This is a genomic window from Altericroceibacterium endophyticum (assembly GCF_009827595.1).
GTDB lineage: Bacteria > Pseudomonadota > Alphaproteobacteria > Sphingomonadales > Sphingomonadaceae > Altericroceibacterium > Altericroceibacterium endophyticum.
In genome coordinates this window covers 1-22,815 of the sequence record NZ_WTYT01000007.1, presented here as the reverse complement: position 1 = coordinate 22,815, position 22,815 = coordinate 1, and the positions used below count along the sequence as shown (strand labels likewise).

The 22,815-nt window shown below is 60.1% G+C and carries 21 protein-coding genes and 1 pseudogene; 9 read left to right on the top strand and 13 right to left on the bottom strand.

Features of this window, described 5'->3' with window-relative positions:
* Window positions 1-80 precede the first annotated feature (80 nt).
* Together GRI91_RS14900 and GRI91_RS14895 are read left to right on the top strand one after the other, a co-directional pair.
* Window positions 81-1,055 carry a LysR family transcriptional regulator gene (locus GRI91_RS14900; protein WP_160737506.1) on the top strand — a complete coding sequence of 325 codons (975 nt, stop codon included), beginning with the start codon at window positions 81-83 and terminating at the stop codon, window positions 1,053-1,055.
* Window positions 1,056-1,315: 260 nt separating this feature from the next.
* The gene (locus tag GRI91_RS14895; protein WP_202385621.1) at window positions 1,316-3,445 is read left to right on the top strand and encodes a TonB-dependent receptor domain-containing protein; all 2,130 of its coding nucleotides are present in this window, start codon (window positions 1,316-1,318) and stop codon (window positions 3,443-3,445) included.
* A 143-nt stretch (window positions 3,446-3,588) separates the two neighbouring features.
* Here GRI91_RS14895 and GRI91_RS14890 read toward each other — a convergent pair whose 3' ends face one another.
* From GRI91_RS14890 to GRI91_RS14880, 3 genes are all read right to left on the bottom strand, one after another.
* A complete protein-coding gene (locus tag GRI91_RS14890; protein WP_160737505.1) occupies window positions 3,589-5,034 on the bottom strand; it encodes an indolepyruvate oxidoreductase subunit beta family protein in 1,446 nt (481 codons plus the stop codon).
* 109 nt (window positions 5,035-5,143) lie between these two features.
* Window positions 5,144-7,276, bottom strand: coding sequence for an indolepyruvate ferredoxin oxidoreductase subunit alpha (locus tag GRI91_RS14885; RefSeq protein ID WP_160737504.1), 2,133 nt, complete (start codon window positions 7,274-7,276; stop codon window positions 5,144-5,146).
* Between the two features lie 5 nt (window positions 7,277-7,281).
* A complete protein-coding gene (locus tag GRI91_RS14880; RefSeq protein WP_160737503.1) occupies window positions 7,282-8,064 on the bottom strand; it encodes a cyclase family protein in 783 nt (260 codons plus the stop codon).
* 88 nt (window positions 8,065-8,152) lie between these two features.
* On the opposite strand from GRI91_RS14880, the gene GRI91_RS14875 reads away from it, so the two are divergent.
* The 4 genes from GRI91_RS14875 (at window position 8,153) to GRI91_RS14860 (ending at window position 12,020) form a co-directional block, all read left to right on the top strand.
* Window positions 8,153-8,617 carry a MarR family winged helix-turn-helix transcriptional regulator gene (locus tag GRI91_RS14875; RefSeq protein ID WP_160737502.1) on the top strand — a complete coding sequence of 155 codons (465 nt, stop codon included), beginning with the start codon at window positions 8,153-8,155 and terminating at the stop codon, window positions 8,615-8,617.
* 67 nt (window positions 8,618-8,684) lie between these two features.
* Window positions 8,685-11,009 carry a bifunctional salicylyl-CoA 5-hydroxylase/oxidoreductase gene (locus GRI91_RS14870; RefSeq protein WP_160737501.1) on the top strand — a complete coding sequence of 775 codons (2,325 nt, stop codon included), beginning with the start codon at window positions 8,685-8,687 and terminating at the stop codon, window positions 11,007-11,009.
* A gap of 121 nt (window positions 11,010-11,130) precedes the next feature.
* Entirely contained in the window at window positions 11,131-11,607 is a 477-nt protein-coding gene (locus GRI91_RS14865; RefSeq protein ID WP_160737500.1) for a MarR family winged helix-turn-helix transcriptional regulator, read from the top strand.
* 2 nt (window positions 11,608-11,609) lie between these two features.
* On the top strand, window positions 11,610-12,020 hold the full coding sequence (locus tag GRI91_RS14860; RefSeq protein ID WP_160737499.1) for an acyl-CoA thioesterase: 411 nt from the start codon (window positions 11,610-11,612) through the stop codon (window positions 12,018-12,020).
* 90 nt (window positions 12,021-12,110) lie between these two features.
* On the opposite strand, the gene GRI91_RS14855 is transcribed toward GRI91_RS14860, so the two are convergent.
* Both GRI91_RS14855 and GRI91_RS14850 read right to left on the bottom strand, forming a co-directional pair.
* Window positions 12,111-13,025, bottom strand: a complete 915-nt coding sequence (locus GRI91_RS14855) for a fumarylacetoacetate hydrolase family protein (RefSeq protein ID WP_160737498.1) — start codon at window positions 13,023-13,025, stop codon at window positions 12,111-12,113.
* A gap of 22 nt (window positions 13,026-13,047) precedes the next feature.
* Complete coding sequence (locus GRI91_RS14850; RefSeq protein WP_160737497.1) at window positions 13,048-14,175, bottom strand: cupin domain-containing protein; 1,128 nt, start codon at window positions 14,173-14,175, stop codon at window positions 13,048-13,050.
* A 116-nt stretch (window positions 14,176-14,291) separates the two neighbouring features.
* Between GRI91_RS14850 and GRI91_RS14845 the strand changes: the two genes are divergently transcribed.
* Complete coding sequence (locus GRI91_RS14845) at window positions 14,292-15,230, top strand: carbon-nitrogen hydrolase family protein (protein ID WP_160737496.1); 939 nt, start codon at window positions 14,292-14,294, stop codon at window positions 15,228-15,230.
* A 4-nt stretch (window positions 15,231-15,234) separates the two neighbouring features.
* Entirely contained in the window at window positions 15,235-15,864 is a 630-nt protein-coding gene (locus tag GRI91_RS14840; RefSeq protein ID WP_160737495.1) for a flavin reductase family protein, read from the top strand.
* Window positions 15,865-15,916: 52 nt separating this feature from the next.
* On the opposite strand, the gene GRI91_RS14835 is transcribed toward GRI91_RS14840, so the two are convergent.
* The 6 genes from GRI91_RS14835 to GRI91_RS14810 form a co-directional block, all read right to left on the bottom strand.
* A complete protein-coding gene (locus tag GRI91_RS14835) occupies window positions 15,917-16,321 on the bottom strand; it encodes a RidA family protein (RefSeq protein ID WP_160737494.1) in 405 nt (134 codons plus the stop codon).
* 23 nt (window positions 16,322-16,344) lie between these two features.
* Window positions 16,345-16,830 carry a VOC family protein gene (locus tag GRI91_RS14830; RefSeq protein ID WP_160737493.1) on the bottom strand — a complete coding sequence of 162 codons (486 nt, stop codon included), beginning with the start codon at window positions 16,828-16,830 and terminating at the stop codon, window positions 16,345-16,347.
* 83 nt (window positions 16,831-16,913) lie between these two features.
* Window positions 16,914-18,323, bottom strand: a complete 1,410-nt coding sequence (locus GRI91_RS14825) for an FAD/NAD(P)-dependent oxidoreductase (RefSeq protein ID WP_160737492.1) — start codon at window positions 18,321-18,323, stop codon at window positions 16,914-16,916.
* Window positions 18,316-18,627, bottom strand: a complete 312-nt coding sequence (locus tag GRI91_RS14820; RefSeq protein ID WP_160737491.1) for a (2Fe-2S)-binding protein — start codon at window positions 18,625-18,627, stop codon at window positions 18,316-18,318. Before GRI91_RS14820 ends, GRI91_RS14825 begins: the two co-directional genes overlap by 8 nt.
* Window positions 18,624-19,799 carry an NAD(P)/FAD-dependent oxidoreductase gene (locus GRI91_RS14815; RefSeq protein ID WP_237437957.1) on the bottom strand — a complete coding sequence of 392 codons (1,176 nt, stop codon included), beginning with the start codon at window positions 19,797-19,799 and terminating at the stop codon, window positions 18,624-18,626. Before GRI91_RS14815 ends, GRI91_RS14820 begins: the two co-directional genes overlap by 4 nt.
* A gap of 55 nt (window positions 19,800-19,854) precedes the next feature.
* Window positions 19,855-20,781, bottom strand: a complete 927-nt coding sequence (locus GRI91_RS14810) for a dihydrodipicolinate synthase family protein (RefSeq protein WP_160737490.1) — start codon at window positions 20,779-20,781, stop codon at window positions 19,855-19,857.
* Window positions 20,782-20,903: 122 nt separating this feature from the next.
* Here GRI91_RS14810 and GRI91_RS14805 point away from each other — a divergent pair, with 122 nt between their 5' ends.
* The gene (locus GRI91_RS14805) at window positions 20,904-21,812 is read left to right on the top strand and encodes a LysR family transcriptional regulator (RefSeq protein WP_160737489.1); all 909 of its coding nucleotides are present in this window, start codon (window positions 20,904-20,906) and stop codon (window positions 21,810-21,812) included.
* 38 nt (window positions 21,813-21,850) lie between these two features.
* Here GRI91_RS14805 and GRI91_RS14800 read toward each other — a convergent pair whose 3' ends face one another.
* The gene (locus tag GRI91_RS14800) at window positions 21,851-22,642 is read right to left on the bottom strand and encodes an alpha/beta fold hydrolase (RefSeq protein ID WP_160737488.1); all 792 of its coding nucleotides are present in this window, start codon (window positions 22,640-22,642) and stop codon (window positions 21,851-21,853) included.
* Window positions 22,629-22,815: pseudogene (locus GRI91_RS16190) on the bottom strand (hypothetical protein); the annotation flags it as partial. The gene GRI91_RS14800 and the pseudogene GRI91_RS16190, both read right to left, overlap by 14 nt.

Sequence of the window (22,815 nt, the reverse complement as noted above, 5' to 3'; positions counted from 1 at the left end):
TCCTTCAACCGCGCAACAATTTAGCATAAGGCGCAAATGAATATTATTAGCATCTAATCCGGCGATGACGGGGGGTAAAAATGATGGTGCCGAGAGGCATAAAAACGAGTGCGTCAAATCAGGATGTGTCGGCAGTGGTCCAATCGCGATCGCTGGACCTTAACCTGCTCAAAGCGCTCGTCGTTTTGCTTCATACCAAAAGTGTTACCGGCGCGGCACGCAAGTTGGGGGTCAGCCAGCCTGCGGTCAGCCGATCACTCGCGCAATTGCGCAATTTGTTTCAGGACCAATTGCTGTTTCGGACCAATCGCGGAATGGAATTGACCCGCCGCGCCGAAGATCTGCTGCATCCGCTTCAGGAATGGCAGGAATTGACCTGTGCCCTGCTGGCCCGACCGGAATTCAACCCAGCTGCCATTCACCGCACATTTCGTATCGCAGCAACCGATTTTGGCGCCGTGAGCGTGCTTGCACCGGCAATGGCTGCCTTTCACGCAGCCGCGCCCCACGCTCGTATGGAAATGGTTGCATTCAGCGAAAATATGACAGAGCGGCTCAAGACCGGTGATCTGGATCTGATCATCACGGGGTCGCCCCCGGAATTTTCCGCGACTTATGGCCGACATCTTTTCACAGACCAATGTGTCTGCGCCATGCGTCACGACCATCCTCTGTTGGCCGAAAATCCCGAACAGGTGCCTCTGGAGGAGTTTCTCCGCTGGCCGCATGTGAGTATTGTGATTGAAGAAAACAGCGTCGATCCCATCAATCGGTTTATCGGCGATTATGCCTCGCAGCGCCAAATCATTGCGGTAACACCCTATTTCAGGGGCGCGACGCATTTCCTGGCGAATAGTAACGCGATCCTGACTCTGCCCGCGAGCATGGTTCAGCCGGCGGAGACCGGGGGCATTGTCACCCGCCGGCCGCCCTCCCTCATCCCTGCCTTCGATTATTGGATGCTGTGGAATGAGCGCAATCGGCGGGACTACGCAACGCAGTGGCTGGTCGATCTGCTTTCGACAAGCGCATCCGCTCATTCGCCTGACGCATAGCGGATATACGTTCTCGATATTGGCTTTATCCCGCCAAAGTGATCATGGGCGTTGCATATGGTTCGCATTAGCATTGATGAATAGGCGGAGCGGCTCCGTAACGGGAAGCGTATTTCCCCTTTCATTATATCCCGTCCGATCTGGCTTGTTTCCGCCATCATTCCCGGCGTGAGACGGGTCATTCGATACCGGCATTGATCGAACCGTGGTCATTCAAAACGGGGGGAAGCGTCCTGCTTCCCTGAAGAGGAGCAAAACACATGATGATTTCACCGGTTTTTCGGCACGCATTGATGCTGGGCGGCGCGCTGACACTGGGGGCCATGGCGACGGTGCCCGCTTATGCTCAGCATGCCTCAAATCACCGGGCCGAGCGGGGGCATGACAGCGATGGGAAAAAGCTGTCGAAGAAAGAGCGTGAGGCCCGCCGGGATGAAGAACGCAAACTGGAGCTGGACCAGCGCGATATCGTGGTGACGGCTTCTGCCTCCGGTATCGATCTGCGCGACGCACCAGCTTCCATCGGGGTTATCACGCGGGAACAAATCGAGCGCCAACCGGTGCAGAGCATTGGCGAATTGCTGGGCCGCCTGCCGGGTGTGACAGGCGGCATCAGCCCGTCGGGTGAAATGTCGAAAATCAATATTCGCGGCCTGCCGGATAATTACACGCTGATGCTGGTCGATGGCCGCCGGATCGGCAATGCGCGCGATATTTCTTATCGCCCGGATCTGGGGCGCCAGGATCTTAACTGGATTTCGCCCGATATGATTGAACGGATCGAAGTCGTGCGCGGGCCGATGTCTTCCATCTACGGGTCGGATGCGATGGGCGGAGTGATCAACATCATCACGCGCAAGATTGCGCCTTACTGGCGGGGATCGGTGAACACCAATTACACTCTGCCGGAGGGTGCAGACCGGGGTGATTCCTACCAGTTGGGCGGCAGCGCGATGGGGCCCATTACCAAGGGGGTGGGCCTCAGGATCGGCGGCACCTATGCCCGCACCAATCCCGATGAAATGGTTCTGGGCGGCGGCCGGGCTGGTCCTGTCGCCGGGGTGGCGGGCGTCGCCAACAAAAACGTCAACGGTGTACTGACGCTTGAACCCTCGGAGGGTCAGACGATTTCTTTGGAGGCGAGCTATGGCGTGGAAGAGCCGCTGGCACCTTCTACCACGACCGAGGATGGCGATGCCCAGAGCGCTTTTGGTTCCGACACGGAACGCACCAATCTGCGCATCGGCCATGAAGGCGACTGGGGCTTCGCCACGTCGCGCATCGATGTGTACCGCAACTCCTATATCAATGAAGATCAGGCCGAAAACGGCGGCAAATCGGAATTCAAGGAAACTATTGTCGACGTCCTGATCAATGGTGATGCCGTGCTGGGCGTGCCGCATAAGCTGGCACTGGGCGGCCAATATCGCGAAGAAAAACTGACCAACACACAGACCATCGGCACCATTCCCATCGATTATGATGGTAATGTCGTCGATGGTTCGACCCTTTCCGGCGATACATGGGCGCTGTTCGGGGAAGATCAGATGACGTTGACCGATGGGTTGATCTTCACCCTTGGCGGGCGGCTCGACAGCCATTTCCGCTATGGCGAGAATTTCAGTCCGCGGGCCTATGTCGTGTGGCACCCGATTTACGACGTGACCATTCGCGGCGGTGTTTCCCGCGGGTTTCGTGCGCCGTCTTTGAAGGAAAACAGCGCGGGTGCAGCCACATTTTCACGTGGCGGCGGCTGCGGCAGCCTGAGCGATCTCGGCTATACCAGTGGTGGCTGCTATATGGCGGGCAATCCCGATCTCGAACCGGAAAAGAGCACCAGCTATGAAATCGGCGCGAGCTATGACACGCGTGGCCTGAAACTGGGCGCGACCTATTTCCACACCAATTTCAAGAACAAGATCCAATATGCCGCCCTGGGCTTTTACGAAGGGCGCTGGTGGACGATGAATGAAAATGTCGAACGCGCCCGTACCAAGGGTGTCGAAATGACGGCATCTGCCAAATTCACGCCCGCACTCTCTCTGCGCGCCAATGCAACCTATATGATCGAGGCGAAAAATCTCGATACGGGGGCGGATCTGATCACGACGCCGGAATTTTCAGCCTATGCCGCGCTGGACTGGCTGCCAACCGAGAACGTTGGCGTGGTGCTGTCTGCGCGCTATACAGGTGAGCAGCTTGGTGGCGGCAATACGATCCAGGAAGGATACACCACTTTCGATCTGAGCACATCGTTCGAGGTGTCGGACTCCGTGACACTGCGTGCGGGTGCGCTCAACCTGTTCGACAAGCAGATTTCGGGCGAAAGTGATTTCGGCTATTACTCGCCTGCGCGCCGCTTCTTCATCGGCGCGACGTCCAAATTCTGATGATCGCATGGCGGTAACCATTCAGGCCGCAAGCTCCGCTGAAAGCAGAGCTTGCGGCCTGAGTTGCATGCTTCATCGGCCCTCACACGTGCGGGGCCATTATTAGTTAAGGGATCTCGGCGGCGTGCGACCTGCCTCCGCAATCAGCTTTGCGCGAAAGCCTGCTCACGCGCCTGATGCAGCCACGCGGCGGTCTGGTCCTGTTCGGGCAGCGCCAGAAATTCTGAGCGGATGGCCAGATAATTGCGCAGGCCCCGCTCGAACGTATCGCCGTAGCCCTTGATCAATTGCTGCAGCTTGATCCACTCAAGCGCCGCTTCCACGTCGCGGGATGCCAGATCGGCGGCTACGCTCAGCCAGGCGTCGATCCTTTCCTGCTCCTCGACATAACGCACTGAACGGCGGCGTAATCCGCGCAGGGCGCTGGTGGCGCGCAGAACCAGGAACCAGCGTAGCCCGGTGGTGCGGACATGGCGGCCTTGCTTGAAAAACGGCGCCATCAACCGCGCCAGCAATCCACCCGAGAGCAGACGGCGGCCAATCGGGGCGGGCAGCGTTTCGCCCAGTTCCTGCAGCCGGGGGTGCATGAATTCGGTCACGCTCACCAATTGGCCGTCCTGCGCCTTCACTTCCTCGCGCACCCGTTCCATCCGGGAGGCGCGGGTTTTGAGGTCAGCCACCCGGATCGTGTCTTCATAACTCATCCACAGCGCCAGATGGCGGGCGGCTTCGCTGGTCAGATTATAGGGCGGTTCATCATGCTCTGCGATGGCGCGCAGCCGGTCGAGATAAAGCCGGGCATAGTTGGCATCCTGATAATCGACGAGCCGCGCCAGGCCGTGGGCCACATTGTGCAAAGCCTCCTGCGGCAGCAACGCCGCCGCGGTGCTGTACAATTGGCGGCCGATTTCGGTGGTCGGTTCGGGCGCGGGATGCTCGGCTTCCTCGGGCAAGGCGATGATCCCCTGCGCCCGGGTGAAGCCTTCTTCAAAGCCGGTGAGATTGCTCTGTACCGCGATGCCGCTGTCACGAATGGCCTGTTCAAAGCTCTCACGGGGGAAGGGCAGGGCTTCACTGCCGGCCAGCGCGCCGAACATGATCGCGCTGATCACGCTGCTGGTGCGGTCGGTGGCGGCTTCCATATCGAAGCCGATGAAGCGCTTCGATCGTTCCTGCGCCGCCGCGATGATCTTTTCACTGTTGCCGCGCCCGTCGGCCATCGCCGATTTTTCGGAAATGGCATAGATCCGGTGGGTCGATCCGATCAGCGTGGTGCGCCCCGCGCTGGAAAATCCGCGCAGCACGGCGCGCCCGGTTTCCATCAATTCCGACGCCACAACAATATCGACATCGCCGGGCATGGGCATTTGCGCCATGATGGGCGCGCGCCCTGCCGCATCGGCCCGCGCCAGTTCGACATAATAGACGGTGGAGCCGGTCCGCTGCGCCACGCCGGGCACCGATGTGCCCTGCGCCACCCAGCCATGGCCGCGGGCAACATTCTGGATCCAGTCGGCCAAAACGCCGCCGCCCTGGCCGCCCAGGGCCAGAATGGCGATGCTCAGACGGTCTGTGGAAGAACTGGGCATGATACTCTTTCTTTAGCAGGCAGACTTTAGCGGGCAGACTTTAGTAAGCTGGGCGGAGCGCAAAATTGCGGCAGGCGCGGTCGGAAGCCCCAGAGAACATCGGGTTCGTTCAAAAAGCGCGCGCGAGCCGTTTGCGATCGTCACGTTGCTGGATGAACCGGATCACCGCGCCGGAAATCCTCGCGCGCAGTTTTTCCCAACGGCCCGGATTGCTGACCAGTTTCGCTTTGTAGAAGCTCGGGCACAGCACCGCCGCATGGCTGACTTCACCGCACAGGCCGCAGCCGACACAGCTGTTATCGACATGCGCGACCGGATGCTGACGCAGCGGGTCGGGATTGGGTTTGATCGACAAGGACGGGCAGCCCGACAGGCGGATACAGCTGTGATCGCCGGTGCAGGTTTCGCTATCGACGCCGAAACGCTCCCGCTCCACGCGCTGGCCGTCCTTCAGCGCTTTGCGCATCAGCGGCTTTTCACGGCGCTGCTTGTTGAGCATGCATTCCGACTGGGCGACGATGACCTTCGGGCCCTTCGTCTTGGTCAGCATGGCTTCGCGCAGCGTGTCGCGCATGGCCTTGATGTCATAGGTGCGGGTGAGGGTGCGCACCCATTGCCCGCCCACGCCGCGCACGGCCTTCTCAATCGGATTATTGGTGACGCGATTGGCATTCTTCGCGCGCGAAGAGGGGATATCCTGCCCCCCGGTTGCGGCGGAATAGCCATTATCAATCACCAGATTGACCGTGTCATCCTTGTTGAAAACGGCATTGCTGATCCCGGATGTTAGCCCGTTATGCCAGAAGCCCCCATCGCCCATGATAGCAATGGCGCGCTTACCCGTGGGTTTGAAGGCGGAGGCACCGGCGCTGCCCAGACCATAACCCATCGTGGTGTTGCCCAGATTGAAGGGCGGCAGGATGGAAAAGAGGTGGCAGCCAATATCGGCCGAAATATGGGTCGGGCCGATTTCACGCTCCAGCAATTTCATCGCGGTGAAAATCGGGCGTTCGGGGCAGCCGGTGCAAAAGCCGGCGGGCCGCTGCGGAATTTCCTGCGCCACGGGTGCGGGCAGGGGATCGCTGCTCTCTTGCGCCGGGGCGATGTCGGGGGCGAAACGGCGCAGAAACTTGCCGAGACCGGCGCGGATGACCTGCGCGCTATATTCGCCGGCACGGGGCATCATGTCCTTGCCGATGATCTTGCAATCCAGCTCCGCGCGGCGGATCAGCGTGTTGAGCTCATGCTCGATAAATTCTGGCTGGCCCTCTTCCAGCACCAGCACGGCCTTCTTGTCGGCGCAGAACTCTTTTACTTCTTCGGGGATCAGCGGATAGGTGACGTTCAGGCAGTAAAGCGGAATGTCAGACGTGCCAAAAGCATCGGCGAGGCCGAGCAATTCCATCGCGCGATTGCAATTATTATACAAACCGCCCTGCACGATAATGCCGATCTCGCTGGGATGCGTATCGGGGCCGAACCACTCATTCAGCTTGTTATCGCGGACATAGGCAAGGCCGGCGGGCCAGCGTTTCTCGATCTTTTCGACTTCATGCAGGAAATTGGCGGGCGGCAGGACGATCCGGTCGAGATCGCGGGTCGGATTCTCCGCCGCGTCGGAAACGGTGAAGGCGGGGCGGATATTGTCCTTGGCAATAAAGCTGCCTGTCATGTGGCAGGACCGGACGCGCATTTCGAGCATCACCGGGGTGTTGGATGCTTCCGAAAGCTGGAAACCCTGTTCCACCGCATTGACGATGCTGGTGAGGTTGGGGCGCGGGTCGAGCAGCCACATTTGCGACTTCATGGCAAAGGCATGGGTTCGCTCCTGCATGATGGAGGAGCCTTCGCCATAATCCTCCCCGACGATGATCATCGCGCCGCCGGTGACGCCGCCCGATGCGACATTGGACAGCGCGTCGGAGGCGACATTGGTGCCGACTACAGATTTCCACGCCACCGCGCCGCGCAGCGGATAATTGACGGATGCTGCCAGCATGGCCGCTGCAGTCGCTTCGGACGCGCTGGCTTCAAAATGAACATCCAGTTCTTCCAGCAAATCATTGGCGTCGGCAAAGACGTCCATCAAATGGCTGATGGGCGACCCCTGATAGCCGCCAATATAAGCGACGCCCGATTGCAACAGCGCCTTGGTGACAGCCAGAATCCCCTCACCGGTGAAGGTTTCCCCCTCACCGGCGGTCAGTTTCTTTACTTCATGCTTGAAAGAACGTTCTGCCATTGCGCTTATGCCGGGACGAAGGCGAGAACGCGCATCGGGCTGCCCGATCCGTTCAGGATCTTCAGCGGTGCGGCCACCACAATGGCGCCGGTCGGCGGCAGCTGATCGAGATTTTCCATACATTGCAGGCCGTATTTGCCCGCCCCATGAAGCAGGAAGTGCGCCGGATATTGCGGTTCCAGCAAATGGGCCTGTCCGGCATCGGTGCCGATCGTTTCCACCCCGAAGGCCAGAATGTCGCGCTCGTCGATCAGCAGCTTCATCGCATCGGTGGCCGGGCCGGGCGTATGCGCGCCATCTTCGCGCCGGTTGCAATAGGCCTCCGTGTCACGCTTCGACCAATCGGTGCGGAACAGGACAAAGCACCCTTTCGGGATTGTGCCATGCTCCTCTTCCCACGCGCGGATATGATCGGCGGTCAGCAGGAAGTCCGCATCCTTGGCACTTTCGGCCGAAAAGTCGAGCACGACAGCCGGCGCCACCAGATCCTTCGCCGGGACTTTGTCGATGGTGTTGTCGGGCAGATCCTTGCCAGACACCCAGTGAATGGGGGCGTCGAAATGCGTGCCGGTATGTTCACCCACGGTGAAATTGTGCCAGTGCCATGCGACGCCGCGTTCATCATAGCGGGAGATTTCCTCGCGCGAAAATGGGGCGGTCTGGCCGAATTCTTCGGGCAGGACGAGCAGCGGCGTATCTTCTGACAGCATCTGCGTTAGATCAACGACGCGGATGTTTCCCTGTGCGAGAGCAGCGGCGAAATCGGCGAGTATAGGGGTGCTGGACATTGTACCTCCTGCGGACCATGACAATTACAGACTAGCTTCATAGCTTGCACATGCAAGTAAATTTGAGAGAAAGGCTTGAGAACGCACCATGAGCGAGGATTTGCGCCCGTTTGGGGATCCGGGATCGGATGATTTCCGGGTCGATGCCTACCCTTTCTATCTGCTCAATCGTGCATCAAGCCGGTATAATATTGTTATCGAAGGGCTGTTAAGGCCAATCGGCATTGATATTCCCGCCTGGCGTGTGCTGATGATTCTGGGGGAAGAGGAACCACTGCCGATTGGCCAGGTGGCGAAATCCGCCGTCATCAACCTGTCCACCATGATGCGCATTGTCGAACGGATGCAGAAGGCCGGACTGGTCGAAACGCGCGTCAGCGCGGCGGACCGCCGGGTTACCGAGCTGCTGCTGACTGATCTGGGGCGGGAAAAATTGTCTGAGGCGCGGAAGGCCACGGCACCCATCTATCGCAAGCTGATCCGCGGAATATCCGCGGCTGATTTCCGCAAAATGCTGAAATTGCTGGATAAGCTCCACGAAAATTTGGAATAAGACCGCCCGATAAACTAGTTGTACATGCAACCAATATCCTTTAGGCTTAAAACAAAAGGAGGCGCTTATGCGTGTTGCATGTCTTGGTGGCGGTCCCGCTGGTTTCTATTTCGCGATTTCGATGAAGCTGCGAAATCCGGATCATGAAATCCACGTATTTGAACGCAATAAAAGTGGCGACACTTTTGGCTGGGGCGTGGTGTTTTCCGACCAGACGCTGGAAAATCTGACCGTCAACGATCCAGTCAGCGCCGCCACTATCCGCGACAGTTTTGCCCATTGGGATGATATTGAGGTCGCCGTTTCGGGCGAATCCATCACTTCGGGCGGGCACGGTTTCATCGGCATCGGGCGCAAACATCTGCTGCAGATCCTGCAGGCGCGCGCCGCCGAGCTGGGCGTGGTGTCGCATTTTGAATATCAGTTTGATGGTAACCTCGAAAACTTTGCCGATTTCGACCTGATCGTCGGTGCGGATGGGGTGAACAGCCGCGTGCGCAGCCAGCATGAGGCACGTTTCGACACCGATATTCAGACCCGCAAAAACCGGTTCTGCTGGCTCGGCACGACCAAGATGTTCGATGCTTTCGCCTTTCTGTTCGAAAAGACCGAACATGGCTGGATCTGGGCGCATGCCTATCGTTTCGATGAAACGCATTCGACCTTCATCGTCGAATGTTCACCCGAAACCTGGACCGGGCTGGGGCTGGACCAGATGGAACAGGACGAATCCATCGCTGTGTGCGAGAAAATTTTCGCGCGCTATCTGGATGGGCATCCGCTGATCACCAATGCGACCCATTTGCGCGGCTCGGCGGCGTGGATCAATTTCAAGCGGGTACTCTGCCGCCAATGGTCCTTCGACAATGTCGTGCTGCTGGGCGATGCCGCGCATACGGCGCATTTCTCCATCGGATCGGGCACCAAGCTGGCGCTGGAAGATGCGATCAAGCTGGCCGAAGTGCTGGACCGGCCGGGCCTGTCACACCGCGATGCGCTGGCGAAGGCGCTCAAGGATTATCAGGATGAACGGCATGTCGAAGTGCTGAAGATCCAGAACAGCGCGCGCAATTCTACCGAATGGTTCGAAACGCTCGACCGCTATCTCGATTTCGATCTCCCGCAATTCACCTATTCACTGATGACCCGAAGCCAGCGCGTCAGCCATGAAAATCTGCGCCTGCGCGACGGGGCGTGGCTGGAAGATATGGAGCGCTGGTTTTCGCAAGGGAGCAGTGGCCGCAATCGCCCCACACAGCCGATGTTCACGCCCTATCGTCTGCGCAGCATGACGCTCGCCAATCGGGTGGTTGTGCCTTCCATGCTCACCGGCACCGCGGCGAATGATGGCATGGCGAGCGATTTTCATCAGGTCCATTACGGCGCGCTCGCCCTGGGCGGGGCAGGTCTGATCATGACCGAGATGCTGGCCGTGTCACCCGAAGGCCGCGCGACCGAGGCCTGTCCGGGGCTCTATCAGGATGATCAGATTGCCGCATGGGCCGGGATCACTCGTTTTGCCCATCAACATACACCCGCCATGCTCTGCGCGCAGATCGGCCATGCCGGCGCGCGCGCATCCTGCAGAAATCCGGCTGAAGGCTGGGACATTCCGCTGGATGATCCATGGCCTATTCTGTCGGCCTCGGCCCGTCCGTGGCGGGAAGGGGGGCTGGTGCCCGCGGCGCTGGACCGTGCCCAGATGGAGCGCATCCGCGATGATTTTGTCGCCACCGCCCTGCGCGCTGCCGCGGCCGGTTTCGATATGATAGAGCTGCATGCAGGGCATGGCTATCTGCTGTCTTCTTTCATCACGCCAGTGCTCAATCAGCGTGACGATGACTATGGCGGTTCACTCGACAATCGGCTGCGTTTCCCGCTGGAAGTGATCGCCGCCGTGCGCGCGGCATGGCCTGAAGATCGCCCGCTGGCGGTCCGCATCTCGGCGCAGGATTGGGTGGGCGATGCCGGGATTACACCTCAGGACGCCGTCGAAATTGCGCGCGCCATGAAAGCTGCCGGCGCGGATATTATCGATGTGTCTGCCGGTGAAACCGACCCATCGGCCAAGCCTGTCTATGGCCGGATGTTCCAGACACCCTTTGCCGATCAGATCCGCAATGAAGCCCATGTGCCGGTGATTGCGGTGGGCAATATTACCGATGCCGACCAGCTCAACAGCATTTTGATGGCCGGACGGGCTGATCTGGTGGCGCTGGGGCGGCCGCATCTGGCCGATCCCGCCTGGACGACTCATGCCGCCGCGCGGGCCGGGGAGACGGAGCATTTCATACCGGCGCCCTATCGCTTTGGTCAGGAACAGGCGCTGCGTCTGGAGGCAAGCCAGGCTCGGCACCAAAGTGGCCGCCAGACCGAGCAGGGGCGTGCCTGACGGACCGGGGGAGGCGGCGCCAGCTCGCCGCTCCCATCCGGCGATGTCTGGTGCAGCTTCCGCCCCCGCCCCTGATTGCAAGACCGGTTGCACATCGCGGCGCGCGCATTAAGGGGGCATCATGCGCAGCGATGGGAGCAATGTTGAAGAGGGTGTGATGCCTGACAAGGCACTGGATCTGCGCGTGTGGATCCGCCTGCTCGGCTGCGCCAAGATGATCGAAAAGCAATTGCGCCGGAATTTTCAGGAGCAATTCGACACCACGCTGCCCCGTTTTGACGTCATGGCCGCATTGGACAGGGCGGCCGATGGATTGCGCATGGGCGCTTTGTCCAAGGCGCTGCTGGTTTCCAACGGCAATGTCACCTCCATCGTGCGGCAGATGGAAGAGGATGGCCATGTGGCCTATCAGCCTGATCCGCGTGATGGCCGTTCGGCCATTGTGGTTCTCACCCCGCTCGGCCAGACGCGCTTTCAGGAATTGGCACAGGCCCATCACAATTGGGTACGTGATGCACTGAAGGATCTGCCCGAAATGGATCAGGCGCAATTGCTGACCCTGCTCGATACACTCAAATTGTCTCTAACGCGGAATTGAAAATGAATTTCTCCACCACTGCCAAAGTCCGTTTTGCGGATGTCGATCCGGCCGGAATCGTGTTTTATCCGCGCTATTTCGAAATGCTCAATGCAGCGGTGGAAGACTGGTTCGCGGCGATGGGCTGGGATTTCGACCTGATGCATCGCCGCCGCAAGATCGGCGTGCCCACGGTTAAGCTGGAGGCGCAATTCATCGTTCCCAGCGAATTGGGTGAGGTGCTGGACATCACGCTGGATGTGCGCAAACTCGGCCGCAGCAGCTGTGCATTGCGCGTGACCTTTTCCTGCGAGAATGTAGAGCGCCTGCATGCCGATGTCGTGCTGGTCTGCATGGATCTGGAAAAGCGCCACTCGATTGCCTGGCCGGACGAATTGCGGCCTCTTATCGAAGGCGAAACCGTGCCAGCATAAAGCGCGAAGGCGGGCCTAGTGACCCGTCTCCTGCGGGCAGCAAAAAGGGGGCAAGAAGCCCCCCTTTTCTCATTCATAGAAGCGGTTTGCTTAGCTGGCATCCACCACGGGGTTGCGCAGCGAGCCGATACCATCGACCGTTGCCACGATCGTATCACCGGGCCACAGCCATTCCTGCGGATCACGGCCTGCGCCAACCCCGGCGGGGGTGCCGGTGGCAATCACGTCGCCGGGCTCCAGCGTCATGCCCTTGCTGATATCTTCGACCAGCTCGTCCACTTTGAAGAGCATATAGGCAGTGTTGCTGCGCTGTTTCTCAACGCCGTTCACCGTCAGATAGAGGTCCAGCGTCTGCGGATCGGGGATTTCATCCGCGGTCACGATGCAGGGACCCATCGGGGCGTAGCTGTCCTGACCCTTGGAATAGATCCACTGGCCGGCGCGGCGGCAATCGCGCGCGCTCATATCCAGCATAACCGTATAGCCGAACACATGCTTCAGCGCGTCGGCCCGGGTCACGCCCTTGGCGCGGGTGCCGATGACGGCGGCCAGTTCGACTTCCCAGTCAAGCTGCTGCGTGATGGTCTTGTTGTGCAGGATCGGATCATTCGGGCCGACGACGCAGGTCGGCGGCTTCGAGAAGATCACCGGTTGGCGCGGCAATTCCACTGAAGTGTCGAGCGATTTGGCCGATTCCGCCACATGTTCGGTGTAGTTCAGACCAATGCCGAACACGTTCTTGCGCGGGCGCGGGATCGGTGCGAGCAGCGTGACATTGGCCAGCGGGCGGGTGGTGCCCACGGGGAAAATGCCGTCTGCGTCCTTGATCAGCTTGGTCGCCGCGGCCACGGCCTGCGGACCCAGATCGATGAATTCCAGCATGGTCGAAGGAAAGGGAATACCTTCGACCACACCAAAGTCGGCGAGATCGAGCACGAGGTCTCCGGCAATCGCACCAAGACGCGCTTCAGCCTCGACAGAGTCGCGATAAGTTACAAGACGCATAGATTCTCTTTCGGTTTGAAATTCAGGAGAGGATCGGTTGGTGCCCGCCATTTTCGGCGAACGCTTCCTCGCGGTAGAGGCCCAGCGCGCGCATGACGGGGAGATCGTGAAAGGCGAACAGGCAGGCATCTTCGCTGTCTGAGGCATTGGCATGTTCGTGATACAGCCATGCCGGAACGACGAAGACATCGCGTTCCTTCCAGTCGAAACGCTGTCCATTGATGATCGAATGGCCAGAGCCCTTGGCGCATTGATACACGAAATTGCCCGTCTGGCGGTGGGCCTTGGTCTTTTCACCCGGGCGCAGCATTTGCATGGACGCACCGATTGTCTGCATCACCGGGCCGCCCGTCTGCGGATTGATGTAATCCATCAGAATGCCGTCAAAGGCGGAACCGTCCGACACTTTGGCCAGCTTGCTAAGCGCTTCATACGTCGGCGCCCATTCATATTTCAGCAGCGGGGAATAGGGTTTGGACCAGTTTTCACCGGCCGGTTTCAGCCCGGCACTGGCCCATTTTGCGGTGGAATCATCCACCGGATAGGAAATGGCCTGGCTCAGATCGGGGTGCACTTCGTAAAAATTTGCCTCAAGCGCATTCATCAGCGGAATATCGAGACCATCCTGCCAGATGCAGGTCGTGCCGTCTTCCGCCACGCCATGTTCGTGCCATGTGCCATTGGGCGTCAGAACGAAATCATTCGCGCCCAGCGTCATCTTGTGGCCATCCACATTGGTGAAGGCGCCCTGGCCTTCCATGATGAACCGCAAGGCGGAGGCACTGTGGCGATGGCTGGAGGCCACTTCGCCCGGGCCCATTACCTGCAGACCGGAATAGAGCCAGCCCACGGCTGCACTGACATCGCTACGGCCGGGATTGTCGAAATAGATCACCCGCCGTCCGGCCTGCTCTGGCGTTACGAGATCGAGCGCCTTGAGGACATCCTCACGCAGATCGTCGTAACGCCAGAGCATGGGAACCGAAGAGGGGACCGGTTCCCATGGCTCTATTTTATTTGCGACAGTCCAAAGGGCTGCAGTTCCGAGCGATTCAAGCCGTTCGTAATAGGCGACCAGTTCCGGGGTGTCGGCAACATTTGCGCGGCCGAGAACTTCCTCTCGGTATTGGTCGTGGCGGGACGAAGACATGAACTCTCCTATGCAGGTGTTACAGGCTTAAAATAAATTGAAGATACTGTCAAATGCAAGTATTAAGGTAAGGAATTCTGCGCGGGATGACGCGCGAATCACGCGAAAGGAGCGATATGTCCCAACCTATCAAAGCCGCCGTCGTGCAAGCTGCCTCTTTGCCCACTGATGCTGGTGGATCTGCGGAGAAGGCGGCAGAGCTGATCCGCAAGGCCAGCGGGGAGGGCGCCTCTCTGATCGTGTTCCCTGAAGCCTTTATCGGCGGCTATCCCAAGGGTGCATCCTTCGGCACGCCGGTTGGCCAAAGACGGCCGGAGGGACGTGAGGATTTCCGCCGTTACCATGCCGGGGCGATCGATCTGGACGGGGAAGAAGTCCAGATTTTGAACGAAGCCACCGCCGAAACGGGGGCCTTCGTGGTGATCGGCGTGATCGAGCGGGATGGCGCCACGGTCTATTGCACCGCGCTGTTCTTCGATGGGGAGAAAGGCCTGATTGCGAAGCACCGCAAGCTGATGCCGACCGGGGCGGAACGGCTCATCTGGGGCTTTGGCGATGGGTCGACCATGCCGGTGATCGACACGCCATTTGGCCGGATCGGTGCGGTGATCTGCTGGGAAAATTACATGCCGATGCTGCGCATGGCTATGTATGATCAGGGCATCACCATCTATTGCGCCCCGACCGCGGATGACCGTGATGGCTGGGCCGCGACGATGCAGCATATTGCGCTGGAAGGCCGCTGTTTCGTGCTCTCCGCCTGCCAGCACATCACGCGCGGGGCCTATCCGCAGGATTATGACTGCGCCATGGGCGATGACCCGGAGTTGGTTTTGATGCGCGGGGGATCGATGATTGTCGCCCCGCTGGGCGAAGTGCTCGCCGGACCCGATTATAGCGGAGAGAATATTCTCTATGCCACGCTGGACCCGGCTGAAGTCGTGCGCGGAAAATACGATTTCGACGTTGCAGGGCATTATGCGCGTCCCGATATTTTCCAATTATCGGTCGATGTCAGCGAACACAGGGCTGTGACACGCGAAGGAGAATACTGACCTCATGGACTTCGACTTTTCCCGCTTCGAAGCGGCTGATCGCTACAAGCTGATGGCGGCATCCATCACGCCGCGCCCGATTGCCTGGATATCATCGCTGTCGAAAGATGGCGTGCGCAATGCCGCGCCTTATAGCTTTTTCAACATGATGAGTGCGGACCCGCCGCTGGTGGTGATCGGATTGATGCGCCGCCCGGACGGCAGCTATAAAGACAGCGCGCAGAACATTCTCGATACCAAGGAATTCGTGGTCAATCTGGTGAGCGAAGGCGATGCGGAGGCGATGAATTTCACCTGCATCGACGCACCGGCAGACTTTGACGAGATCGCGCATGCGGGCCTCGAAACCGTGCCGTCGGACAAGATCACGCCGCCGCGCATCGCCTCCGCGCCGGTATCGATGGAATGCCGCCTCTATGAAAAGGTCGAAGCGGGCAAAAGCACCATCGTTCTGGGCGAAGTGCTCAGCCTGCATATTGCCGACGAATTTATCGATGCGGAGAAACTGCATGTGGATGCGGTGGCCATGCAGCTGGTCGCCCGCATGCATGGGGCGGGGTGGTACACCCGTTCAACCGACCGGTTCCAGATGGAGCGGCCGCGTTATGCAGATTATGTGAAGGATCAGGGCTGAGGCCCCGAGGCCGGTCCTTCGCCCATGCGCGAGACGAGGGACCGGCGACCGGTTAATCGAGGACGGCAGTCGCCTCGATCTCGATCAGAAATTCGGGCATGGCCAGTGCCGCCACGCCGATAAAGGTGTTGGCAGCCGGGCCGGCACCATCATAAAATGCGCCGATTTCGGGCAATACGACGCCCAGCTTTTCCGGCTTGTGATCGACCACATAGGTGCGCAAACGCACCACATGTTCGGGGCCAGCGCCAGCTTCAGCCAGCACGGCTTTCAGGTTGGAGAGGGCCTGACGCGTTTGCACGGCCAGATCGCCTTCTCCGACCACATTGCATTCCGGGTCCCAGGCGACCTGTCCGGCAAGATGCAGCGTGCGCGAGCCGGTGCTTTCAACAGCATGCGAAAATCCGAAGCCCAGCGCGTCATACAGCTGGCCGGGATTGATAGGCGTATTGGACATGGGCGTTCTCCTGAACAGGGAAATTAATCGACGATTTCAATCGGATTGCCGAAGGGATCGCGAATATAGAGGTTCTTCTTGCCGGCCAGCGGCCCGGCATCGATCGCGATGATCTCCTGCACTTCGCAGCCATGGGCGGACAAATAGCGCGCGGCCTTTTCGACATCGTCCACCTTCAGCCCCAGATGGTGGCCACCGGCGTCGCAATGGCGCGGGCGGACGGTGCTTTTGTCATGCGGCTTGTCATATGTGATCAGCTGCAGATTGAGATTGTCGGTCAGCTTGAGCATCACCAGTGTGATGCAGGCCCCGGCGACACCGATATGCGTATCGGTCCAATCGCGCCCGGCATCATCTTTCGGCATTTCCGCTGCGTCGAGTGGGCCCATGCGAAACAATTCGCTCGCCCCCATCACATCGCAATAGAAAGCGATCGCTGGCTCCAGCTCCTCCACCGTGAAGGATACGTGATCGGCGGCAAGAAATTGCGGCTTGTCGGCTTCAGTCATGGCTATTCTCCGCTTGTGCTGGACGGGATGCTACGGCGCGGCGCGGGGCCTGCAATGCATACCGTCCGTAATTCTCGTTGCGTTCACTGCAAATCGTGCTCGAGCAAGTCCCCGATACTAACCGGGCGGGCCGGAAATCTGGCGGTAAAGCCGGGCTGCTGCCCCACGCTTTGCCCGGTTTCGCGCGCAATCATCCGCAACAAAGCATGTTCGCAGCTGCGGCCCTGACAGGCCCCCATGCCGCAGCGGGTGATGCGTTTGATGGCGTTGGCATCCTGTGTTTCGCGCAGCACATCACCGATGGCGGCGGCGGACACATTCTCGCAGCGGCAGATCAGCGTTTCGGGCGGCTGAATACGGGTCAAAGCTTCGCGCGGATCGGCCAGTCCGGCGAGCAAATCGGCGAAACCGGCCATCTTGCGTAGCACCGTGCGCGATGATTTGGCTTGCTCTGCGGCGTCCTCCGGTGTGATCCGCTCCAGTGCACGCGCTATGCCGAGGCCAGCAATGCGGCCTTCCTCCCGGGCGATGGGCGCGCCCGCCACACCGGTGGTTTCGCCTGCGACCCACAGCCCCGGCGTGCTGCTCTGCATCCAGTCATCATGCCGCGCGGCCCAGCCCCCGGCGGGCGCGGCCCATTCCACCGCCAGCCCGGCCTGACGGAGCAGATCCGATTGTGGCAGAAATCCGTAACACAGGCCGATGGAATCGCAGGCGATCTGTTCTTCTGTCGCACCAGCAGCAAAGATCGCGCCTGCCACCTGCTCCCGGCCAATTATTCCCTGCAATTTGCGCCCAAAACGCACCGGGACACCCGCGCGGCGCAGGGTGAGCATGGCCTTGCCCGCTTCGGCCAGCAATCCGGCATGGCGCAGGCCCGTGCCCAGATTGCGGCCCATCGCCTTGGCGAAACGGGTGAAGGGCTGATCAAAGGCGACCTCGGCCACGGTGCCACCTGCGGCATGGATCTGCGCCGCGATCAACAGCATCAGCGGATGCGTGCCTGCCAGTGCAATTCGCTCACCCGTCAGAATGCCCTGCGCCTTCAGCAATGTCTGCATCGCGCCGGCCCCCATCGCGCCGGGCAGAGTCCAACCCGGTATCGCCACGGGCAGATCGTAACAGCCCGCCGCGATCAGAACATGCGGGGCGGTGAATTGCTGCAGCCCGTTGGCGCCGGAGATCAGCACGCTATGCGATGTGCCATCCGATTGCAGGCCAATGACCGAACGGCGCCCCAGCCAGTCAATCCCGCTTTGCGTTTCAAACTGGTGCAATTGCTGTTTCAATGGGCGGTAACTGGCTTCCTCCGCCCAATGGCTGGCTTCAAACGACGCGGGGGGCTGGCGCAGGATCTGCCCGCCGGGGCGCGCCTGTTCATCAATCACGGCGCAGCGTAGGCGCAGATTGGCGAGTTCGATGGCGGCTGCCTGTCCCGCCGGGCCGCCGCCAATGATCAGCGCGTCATAATCTGTGGTGGATCCATTATGCATCGGGCTGTGCCCTCCCGGTATGGACGCGCATCCCGGCCACCACATCGAGCAGGCACGCCCGCACGCTCCGGGCCCGGCCGCCACCCGCCTCATCATCCATCAGCCAGACGAAACATTCCGAACAGGTGCCCATATTGCACCAGAAACCGCGCGGCTTGCCGGCATCATCGATCCGGCTTTGGGAATGGCGGACCGCCGCCAGCACAGCGGTCAGGCTTTCGCCGGGATAGGCTTCCACTGGCTCGCCATCCAGCTCGATCTTGACCGGGGCCGGGCGGTGCATGATGTCGCTGCGTCTTGTCATTGGCCCATAAACCCATTCAGACTTTCAAACCGCGCGGGCGAGGCGACCGACAGCAAGGCATCGGCTTCGGCGCGGTCCTGCTCCAATATCTGGCGGCTGACGAGCCGGGCAAAGGTTGGCCCTAGCGTGAAGGCGGAACCACCGGCGGCGCAAAACAGCCCCGGCATGGCGGGAAATTCACCGGCGACCGGCAATTGGTCCTGCGTCACGGCAGTGATCCCGGTCCAGCTGCGCAGCAGGTCAAAATCCACAATGCCGGGCATGGTTTCGACCGCTGCTTTGAGATTGCCGGCAAGCGATTCCGCCACCAGGGCGGGAGGCCGCGTGAAATCGAATTCATGTTCATTGCGCCACATGCGCGAAGGCCAGCCCCCGCCGATGAGCACATTGCCTGCGCTGGCCTGTTTCATCGACAGACGCCGCCCGACATGCTGGATCAGATAGGGAAGGAACGGGTCGCGCCGCTGCGTTACATTCATGGTCAGCGGCGCGGGGAAGAGCGGCAGATGCAACCCGGCCATCGCCGCCAGCTGGCGCGACCAGATGCCGGAACAGATCAGCACCTTGGCGGCGGTAATCCTGCGGGTCTCTGTCTTGGCGGGGCGGGATGATCCGCCAGCCTGTGCAGGGCCTCGGCTTTCCATCGTCGCGCTGAAATGACCGCCGTGTTTCCGCAAGGCGGTGATCCGTGTGCCGGTGAAAATCCGCGCCCCGGCGCTGCGCGCAGCCTGCGTAAAGGTGGGGGCGATGATGCGGGCATCGGCATGGCCTTCTGCAGCCATGAAATTGGCGGCCAGGATGTCAGGGGAGAGATAGGGTGCGCGGCGCTGCACTTCGGCAGCGTCAATCGTTTCCACGCTGAGGCCCATGGCCTGTTCACGCGCGGCTTTCGCCTCCAGCAATTCCACTTCGGCTGCGCTATGCGCCACCATCAGCCCGCCATTCATATGGATATTGAGATCAATATCCATGGTGGTTTCCAGACTGCTCCAGTCCTCCACCGCGATGCGGCTGAGCCGGGCGGTCTGTTCGCCTTCATAGCCCAGACCGCCTTCGCGCTCGAGAAAACGGCGCTCAATCTGAAAATGGAGGGACCCGGCATTTTGCCCGGATGCGCCGTGGCCGGGGCTGGCCTGTTCGGCCAGCCACACATGGTTTCCCGCCCGCGCCAGATGCCAGGCAGAGGCTGCGCCGACCAGGCCGCCGCCTATGACCAGAGTGTCTATGTCAGGCAGAAATGCACCCGAGTTTTGTCAATGTCGCGCGGATATCGGCGCGTCCTTCCTCACCAATGTCGAGCAAAGGTGCACGGACATGACCGCCGGGCAGGCCGCGCGCATCCAGTGCCGCCTTCAAAATGGCGGGGCCGGAGCCGAATTTGCCGACCAGATCAGGCGTGTACCATTCCTTCATCAGCACCCGGTCCATGCAACCGCATTGGCGCGCGGCATCGATTTCACCAGCCCAAAGATGGTTGTAGAAATCAGGCTGATGATGGCCCAGCACGCCGCCGGCACCCATCGTACCATCACCGCCGCGTGCCTGAAGAAGTGCCAAACCGTGTTCATCCATTGCATGGCCAAAGATGCGCACTTTGTCGCGCAAGGCGAAGAAGGTTGCAATGAAGCGATCAAGCTGCCCGGTGGATTGTTTAACCGCAACGATATTGTCGATGTCAGTCAGCCGTTCCAGCAAATCCAGATCCAGATCGATTCCGGTGCCCGGGGGCCAGTTATAAATGCACACGGGCAGCGGCGAACCGGCGGCCACTGTGCGATAGAAATTCTCGATTTCGGCGGCATTGGGGCGCAGGTAAGGCGGGGGCGTTACCAATATCCCGGAAAAGCCGACTTTGCCCGCGACTTCGGCCAGCGCCACCGTGCGCTCAGCGGTAAAGGCGCTGCAACCGGCGAGCAGCGGCAGCTTTTTGCCCACATGATTGCCGGCGGCAGAAAACAGCGCGGCGCGTTCTTCATCCGACATGGATGTCCATTCGCCGGTGGTTCCGGCGATGACCAGCCCGTGCATGCCTTCGCCATGCAGCCAGTCCAGCAAATTACCCAATGCGTCGAAATCAAGGGCGCCTTCGGCGTCGAATGGCGTGGTAATAGCCGGGATGTAGCCCTGCCACTCAACGATCGAACGTTTATTCAAGTATGCCCCCTCTAAGGTCTTTAGTATCAGCTTTAGCCCTAGAACCTGCTCGTCTTGCGCTGCAATAACAACAAATGTTGAACCTCGTTGCTTTTACTGCAACAAGTGCGGCAGGAGGCCTCATGTCCGAAGTTGCACTGATGTATTTTTACGAAACCGCGATGCTGGGCACGATGCGGCTCGCCAGTGACAAGATCGGTGTGGCGGTGTCCTCCATCAGCCGCCAGATCGGGCAGTTGGAACGCGAATATGGAATGCCCCTGTTCGAACGCGGGCGGCGGACGATCAAACTGACTGCGGCAGGCGAGCTGGCGCTGGAATATTATCAGGCGCGGCAGGCGGATAAGGACGCGTTTCAGAACCGCCTGGCCGATTTGCGCAATGCCCGGACGGGCTCGATTGCGCTGGCCGTGGGCGAGGGGTTTCTCAACCGCTCCTTCACCAAGATCATCGAGGAATACCAGACCGCCAATCCGGGCATCGAATTGTCGATTACGAGTGGTTCAACATCCGATGTGATGCGGATGATACTGGATGATGAGGCGCATATCGGCCTGGTTTTTCAGGCGGAAGAAGACCCGAAAATTCGGCTGCGAGCCTCGGCCCACCAGCCCTTGTCCGTGATCTGTGCGCCGGGTCATCCGCTGGCCGCGATGGACGGAGTGAGCATGGCGGAGCTGGCCGAACAACCGCTGTGTCTACCGCCCAAGGGGTTCTCCATCCGCCGCGCGCTCGCCACGGCGGAGGCGCGGCAGAATACGTGGCTGAACCCGATGCTGACCACCGGTTCGATTCATATCATGCGCGAAATGGCCAAGAAGGGCCGCTGCGTCACCGTGCTGCCCGCCATCAGCGTGCGGGCGGAGATTGAGGACGGTATTCTGGTCGCCCGGCCGATTACCGATGGTGAGCTGGAGCAGACCATGATCGGCCTGATCCACCGCGTTGGCCGCCAGCTCCACGGTCCGCCGGGACGTCTGATGGCCGTGCTGGAAAAACAATTGCGCAGCTGGACCAGTTCCGTCGCGTGAAATGCGGCGCATGCTGAGCGCCGACAGCTATCTGGCGCTTAGATTTTCCCACCGGATAGAGCGGTGCCCTGCCTGAGAAATGCATGAACGGCCTTGGCGAAGGGTTCTGGGGCATCGATATGCACCGAATGTCCGCCTGCGATTTCGATGAATTCCGTGTTGGGGCGGCGTAACGCCATGGTTTTCAGCTCTTCGGCGGTGGAGAGCGGACTGTTCGCGCCCCTGATGACAAGGGCGGGGCAGTCGCTACCCGTCCAGATGTGTGCGTGATCACCGTTGAGTGCGGCGACGGAGAGCAGGCATTCCTCGATCTCGAAATCCAGTCGCCAGCCACCCTCAACGCGCCGTATCGAATTTTGCAGATAGGGTGAGAGGCGCGGGCCGATGCGCTCTTCCAGATCTTCACGCAGCGGGAAGACACCAGCCCAGCCCCGCGTAAAGGTGCTGTCTTCATCTAGCGATGTCCCGATATCGACGATCACCATGCGTGAAACCCATTCAGGCATCTGCGCGGCCATGTGATAGGCGACCACACCGCCGAAGGAATGACCGATCATGGGCACAGCATCGTCTGTCCCGACATGATCCAGCAGCGCCGAAACGTCGGAAAGATACGCATCAATGCGGTGATCTTGCGTCGGATCGGTCTCACCGAAGCTGCGCTGATCCAGAGCGATCAGGCGCCATTCGGGCGCCAGCGCCGCCGCAAGATCTTCAAAGTCCCGTGCGTTCATCCAGTGACCATGCAGCGCGACCACCGGCAAGCCGGGACCTCCTTCATCATGGTAGGAAAAAGTCAGCCCGTCAGCTTTAAAACTATGCCGATGCATTGAAGGCTCCTGGATGTCGGCAGTGGTTCGAACGCGTTACATGGTTCAGCTTGTCCGGGTTTCGGACGATCCAGATCGCTGCGATCCGCCGCTTGCTAATAGCGAGCGCGGTGGTCTGCAAGACATCGCCCGTCTCCACGCTGACAAATCCGGGGCTGCCATTGACGCGCAGA

Bases quoted from the DNA above. Each gene is read 5' to 3' on its own strand.
- GRI91_RS14825 (WP_160737492.1), bottom strand. From the start codon at position 18,323: ATGCATAATGGATCCACCACAGATTATGACGCGCTGATCATTGGCGGC.
- GRI91_RS14800 (WP_160737488.1), bottom strand. From the start codon at position 22,642: ATGCATCGGCATAGTTTTAAAGCTGACGGGCTGACTTTTTCCTACCAT.
- GRI91_RS14840 (WP_160737495.1), top strand. From the start codon at position 15,235: ATGGACTTCGACTTTTCCCGCTTCGAAGCGGCTGATCGCTACAAGCTG.
- GRI91_RS14835 (WP_160737494.1), bottom strand. From the start codon at position 16,321: ATGTCCAATACGCCTATCAATCCCGGCCAGCTGTATGACGCGCTGGGC.
- GRI91_RS14845 (WP_160737496.1), top strand. From the start codon at position 14,292: ATGTCCCAACCTATCAAAGCCGCCGTCGTGCAAGCTGCCTCTTTGCCC.
- GRI91_RS14890 (WP_160737505.1), bottom strand. From the start codon at position 5,034: ATGCCCAGTTCTTCCACAGACCGTCTGAGCATCGCCATTCTGGCCCTG.
- GRI91_RS14820 (WP_160737491.1), bottom strand. From the start codon at position 18,627: ATGACAAGACGCAGCGACATCATGCACCGCCCGGCCCCGGTCAAGATC.
- GRI91_RS14895 (WP_202385621.1), top strand. From the start codon at position 1,316: ATGATGATTTCACCGGTTTTTCGGCACGCATTGATGCTGGGCGGCGCG.
- GRI91_RS14855 (WP_160737498.1), bottom strand. From the start codon at position 13,025: ATGCGTCTTGTAACTTATCGCGACTCTGTCGAGGCTGAAGCGCGTCTT.
- GRI91_RS14870 (WP_160737501.1), top strand. From the start codon at position 8,685: ATGCGTGTTGCATGTCTTGGTGGCGGTCCCGCTGGTTTCTATTTCGCG.
- GRI91_RS14830 (WP_160737493.1), bottom strand. From the start codon at position 16,830: ATGACTGAAGCCGACAAGCCGCAATTTCTTGCCGCCGATCACGTATCC.
- GRI91_RS14850 (WP_160737497.1), bottom strand. From the start codon at position 14,175: ATGTCTTCGTCCCGCCACGACCAATACCGAGAGGAAGTTCTCGGCCGC.
- GRI91_RS14880 (WP_160737503.1), bottom strand. From the start codon at position 8,064: ATGTCCAGCACCCCTATACTCGCCGATTTCGCCGCTGCTCTCGCACAG.
- GRI91_RS14865 (WP_160737500.1), top strand. From the start codon at position 11,131: ATGCGCAGCGATGGGAGCAATGTTGAAGAGGGTGTGATGCCTGACAAG.
- GRI91_RS14900 (WP_160737506.1), top strand. From the start codon at position 81: ATGATGGTGCCGAGAGGCATAAAAACGAGTGCGTCAAATCAGGATGTG.
- GRI91_RS14860 (WP_160737499.1), top strand. From the start codon at position 11,610: ATGAATTTCTCCACCACTGCCAAAGTCCGTTTTGCGGATGTCGATCCG.
- GRI91_RS14885 (WP_160737504.1), bottom strand. From the start codon at position 7,276: ATGGCAGAACGTTCTTTCAAGCATGAAGTAAAGAAACTGACCGCCGGT.
- GRI91_RS14875 (WP_160737502.1), top strand. From the start codon at position 8,153: ATGAGCGAGGATTTGCGCCCGTTTGGGGATCCGGGATCGGATGATTTC.
- GRI91_RS14805 (WP_160737489.1), top strand. From the start codon at position 20,904: ATGTCCGAAGTTGCACTGATGTATTTTTACGAAACCGCGATGCTGGGC.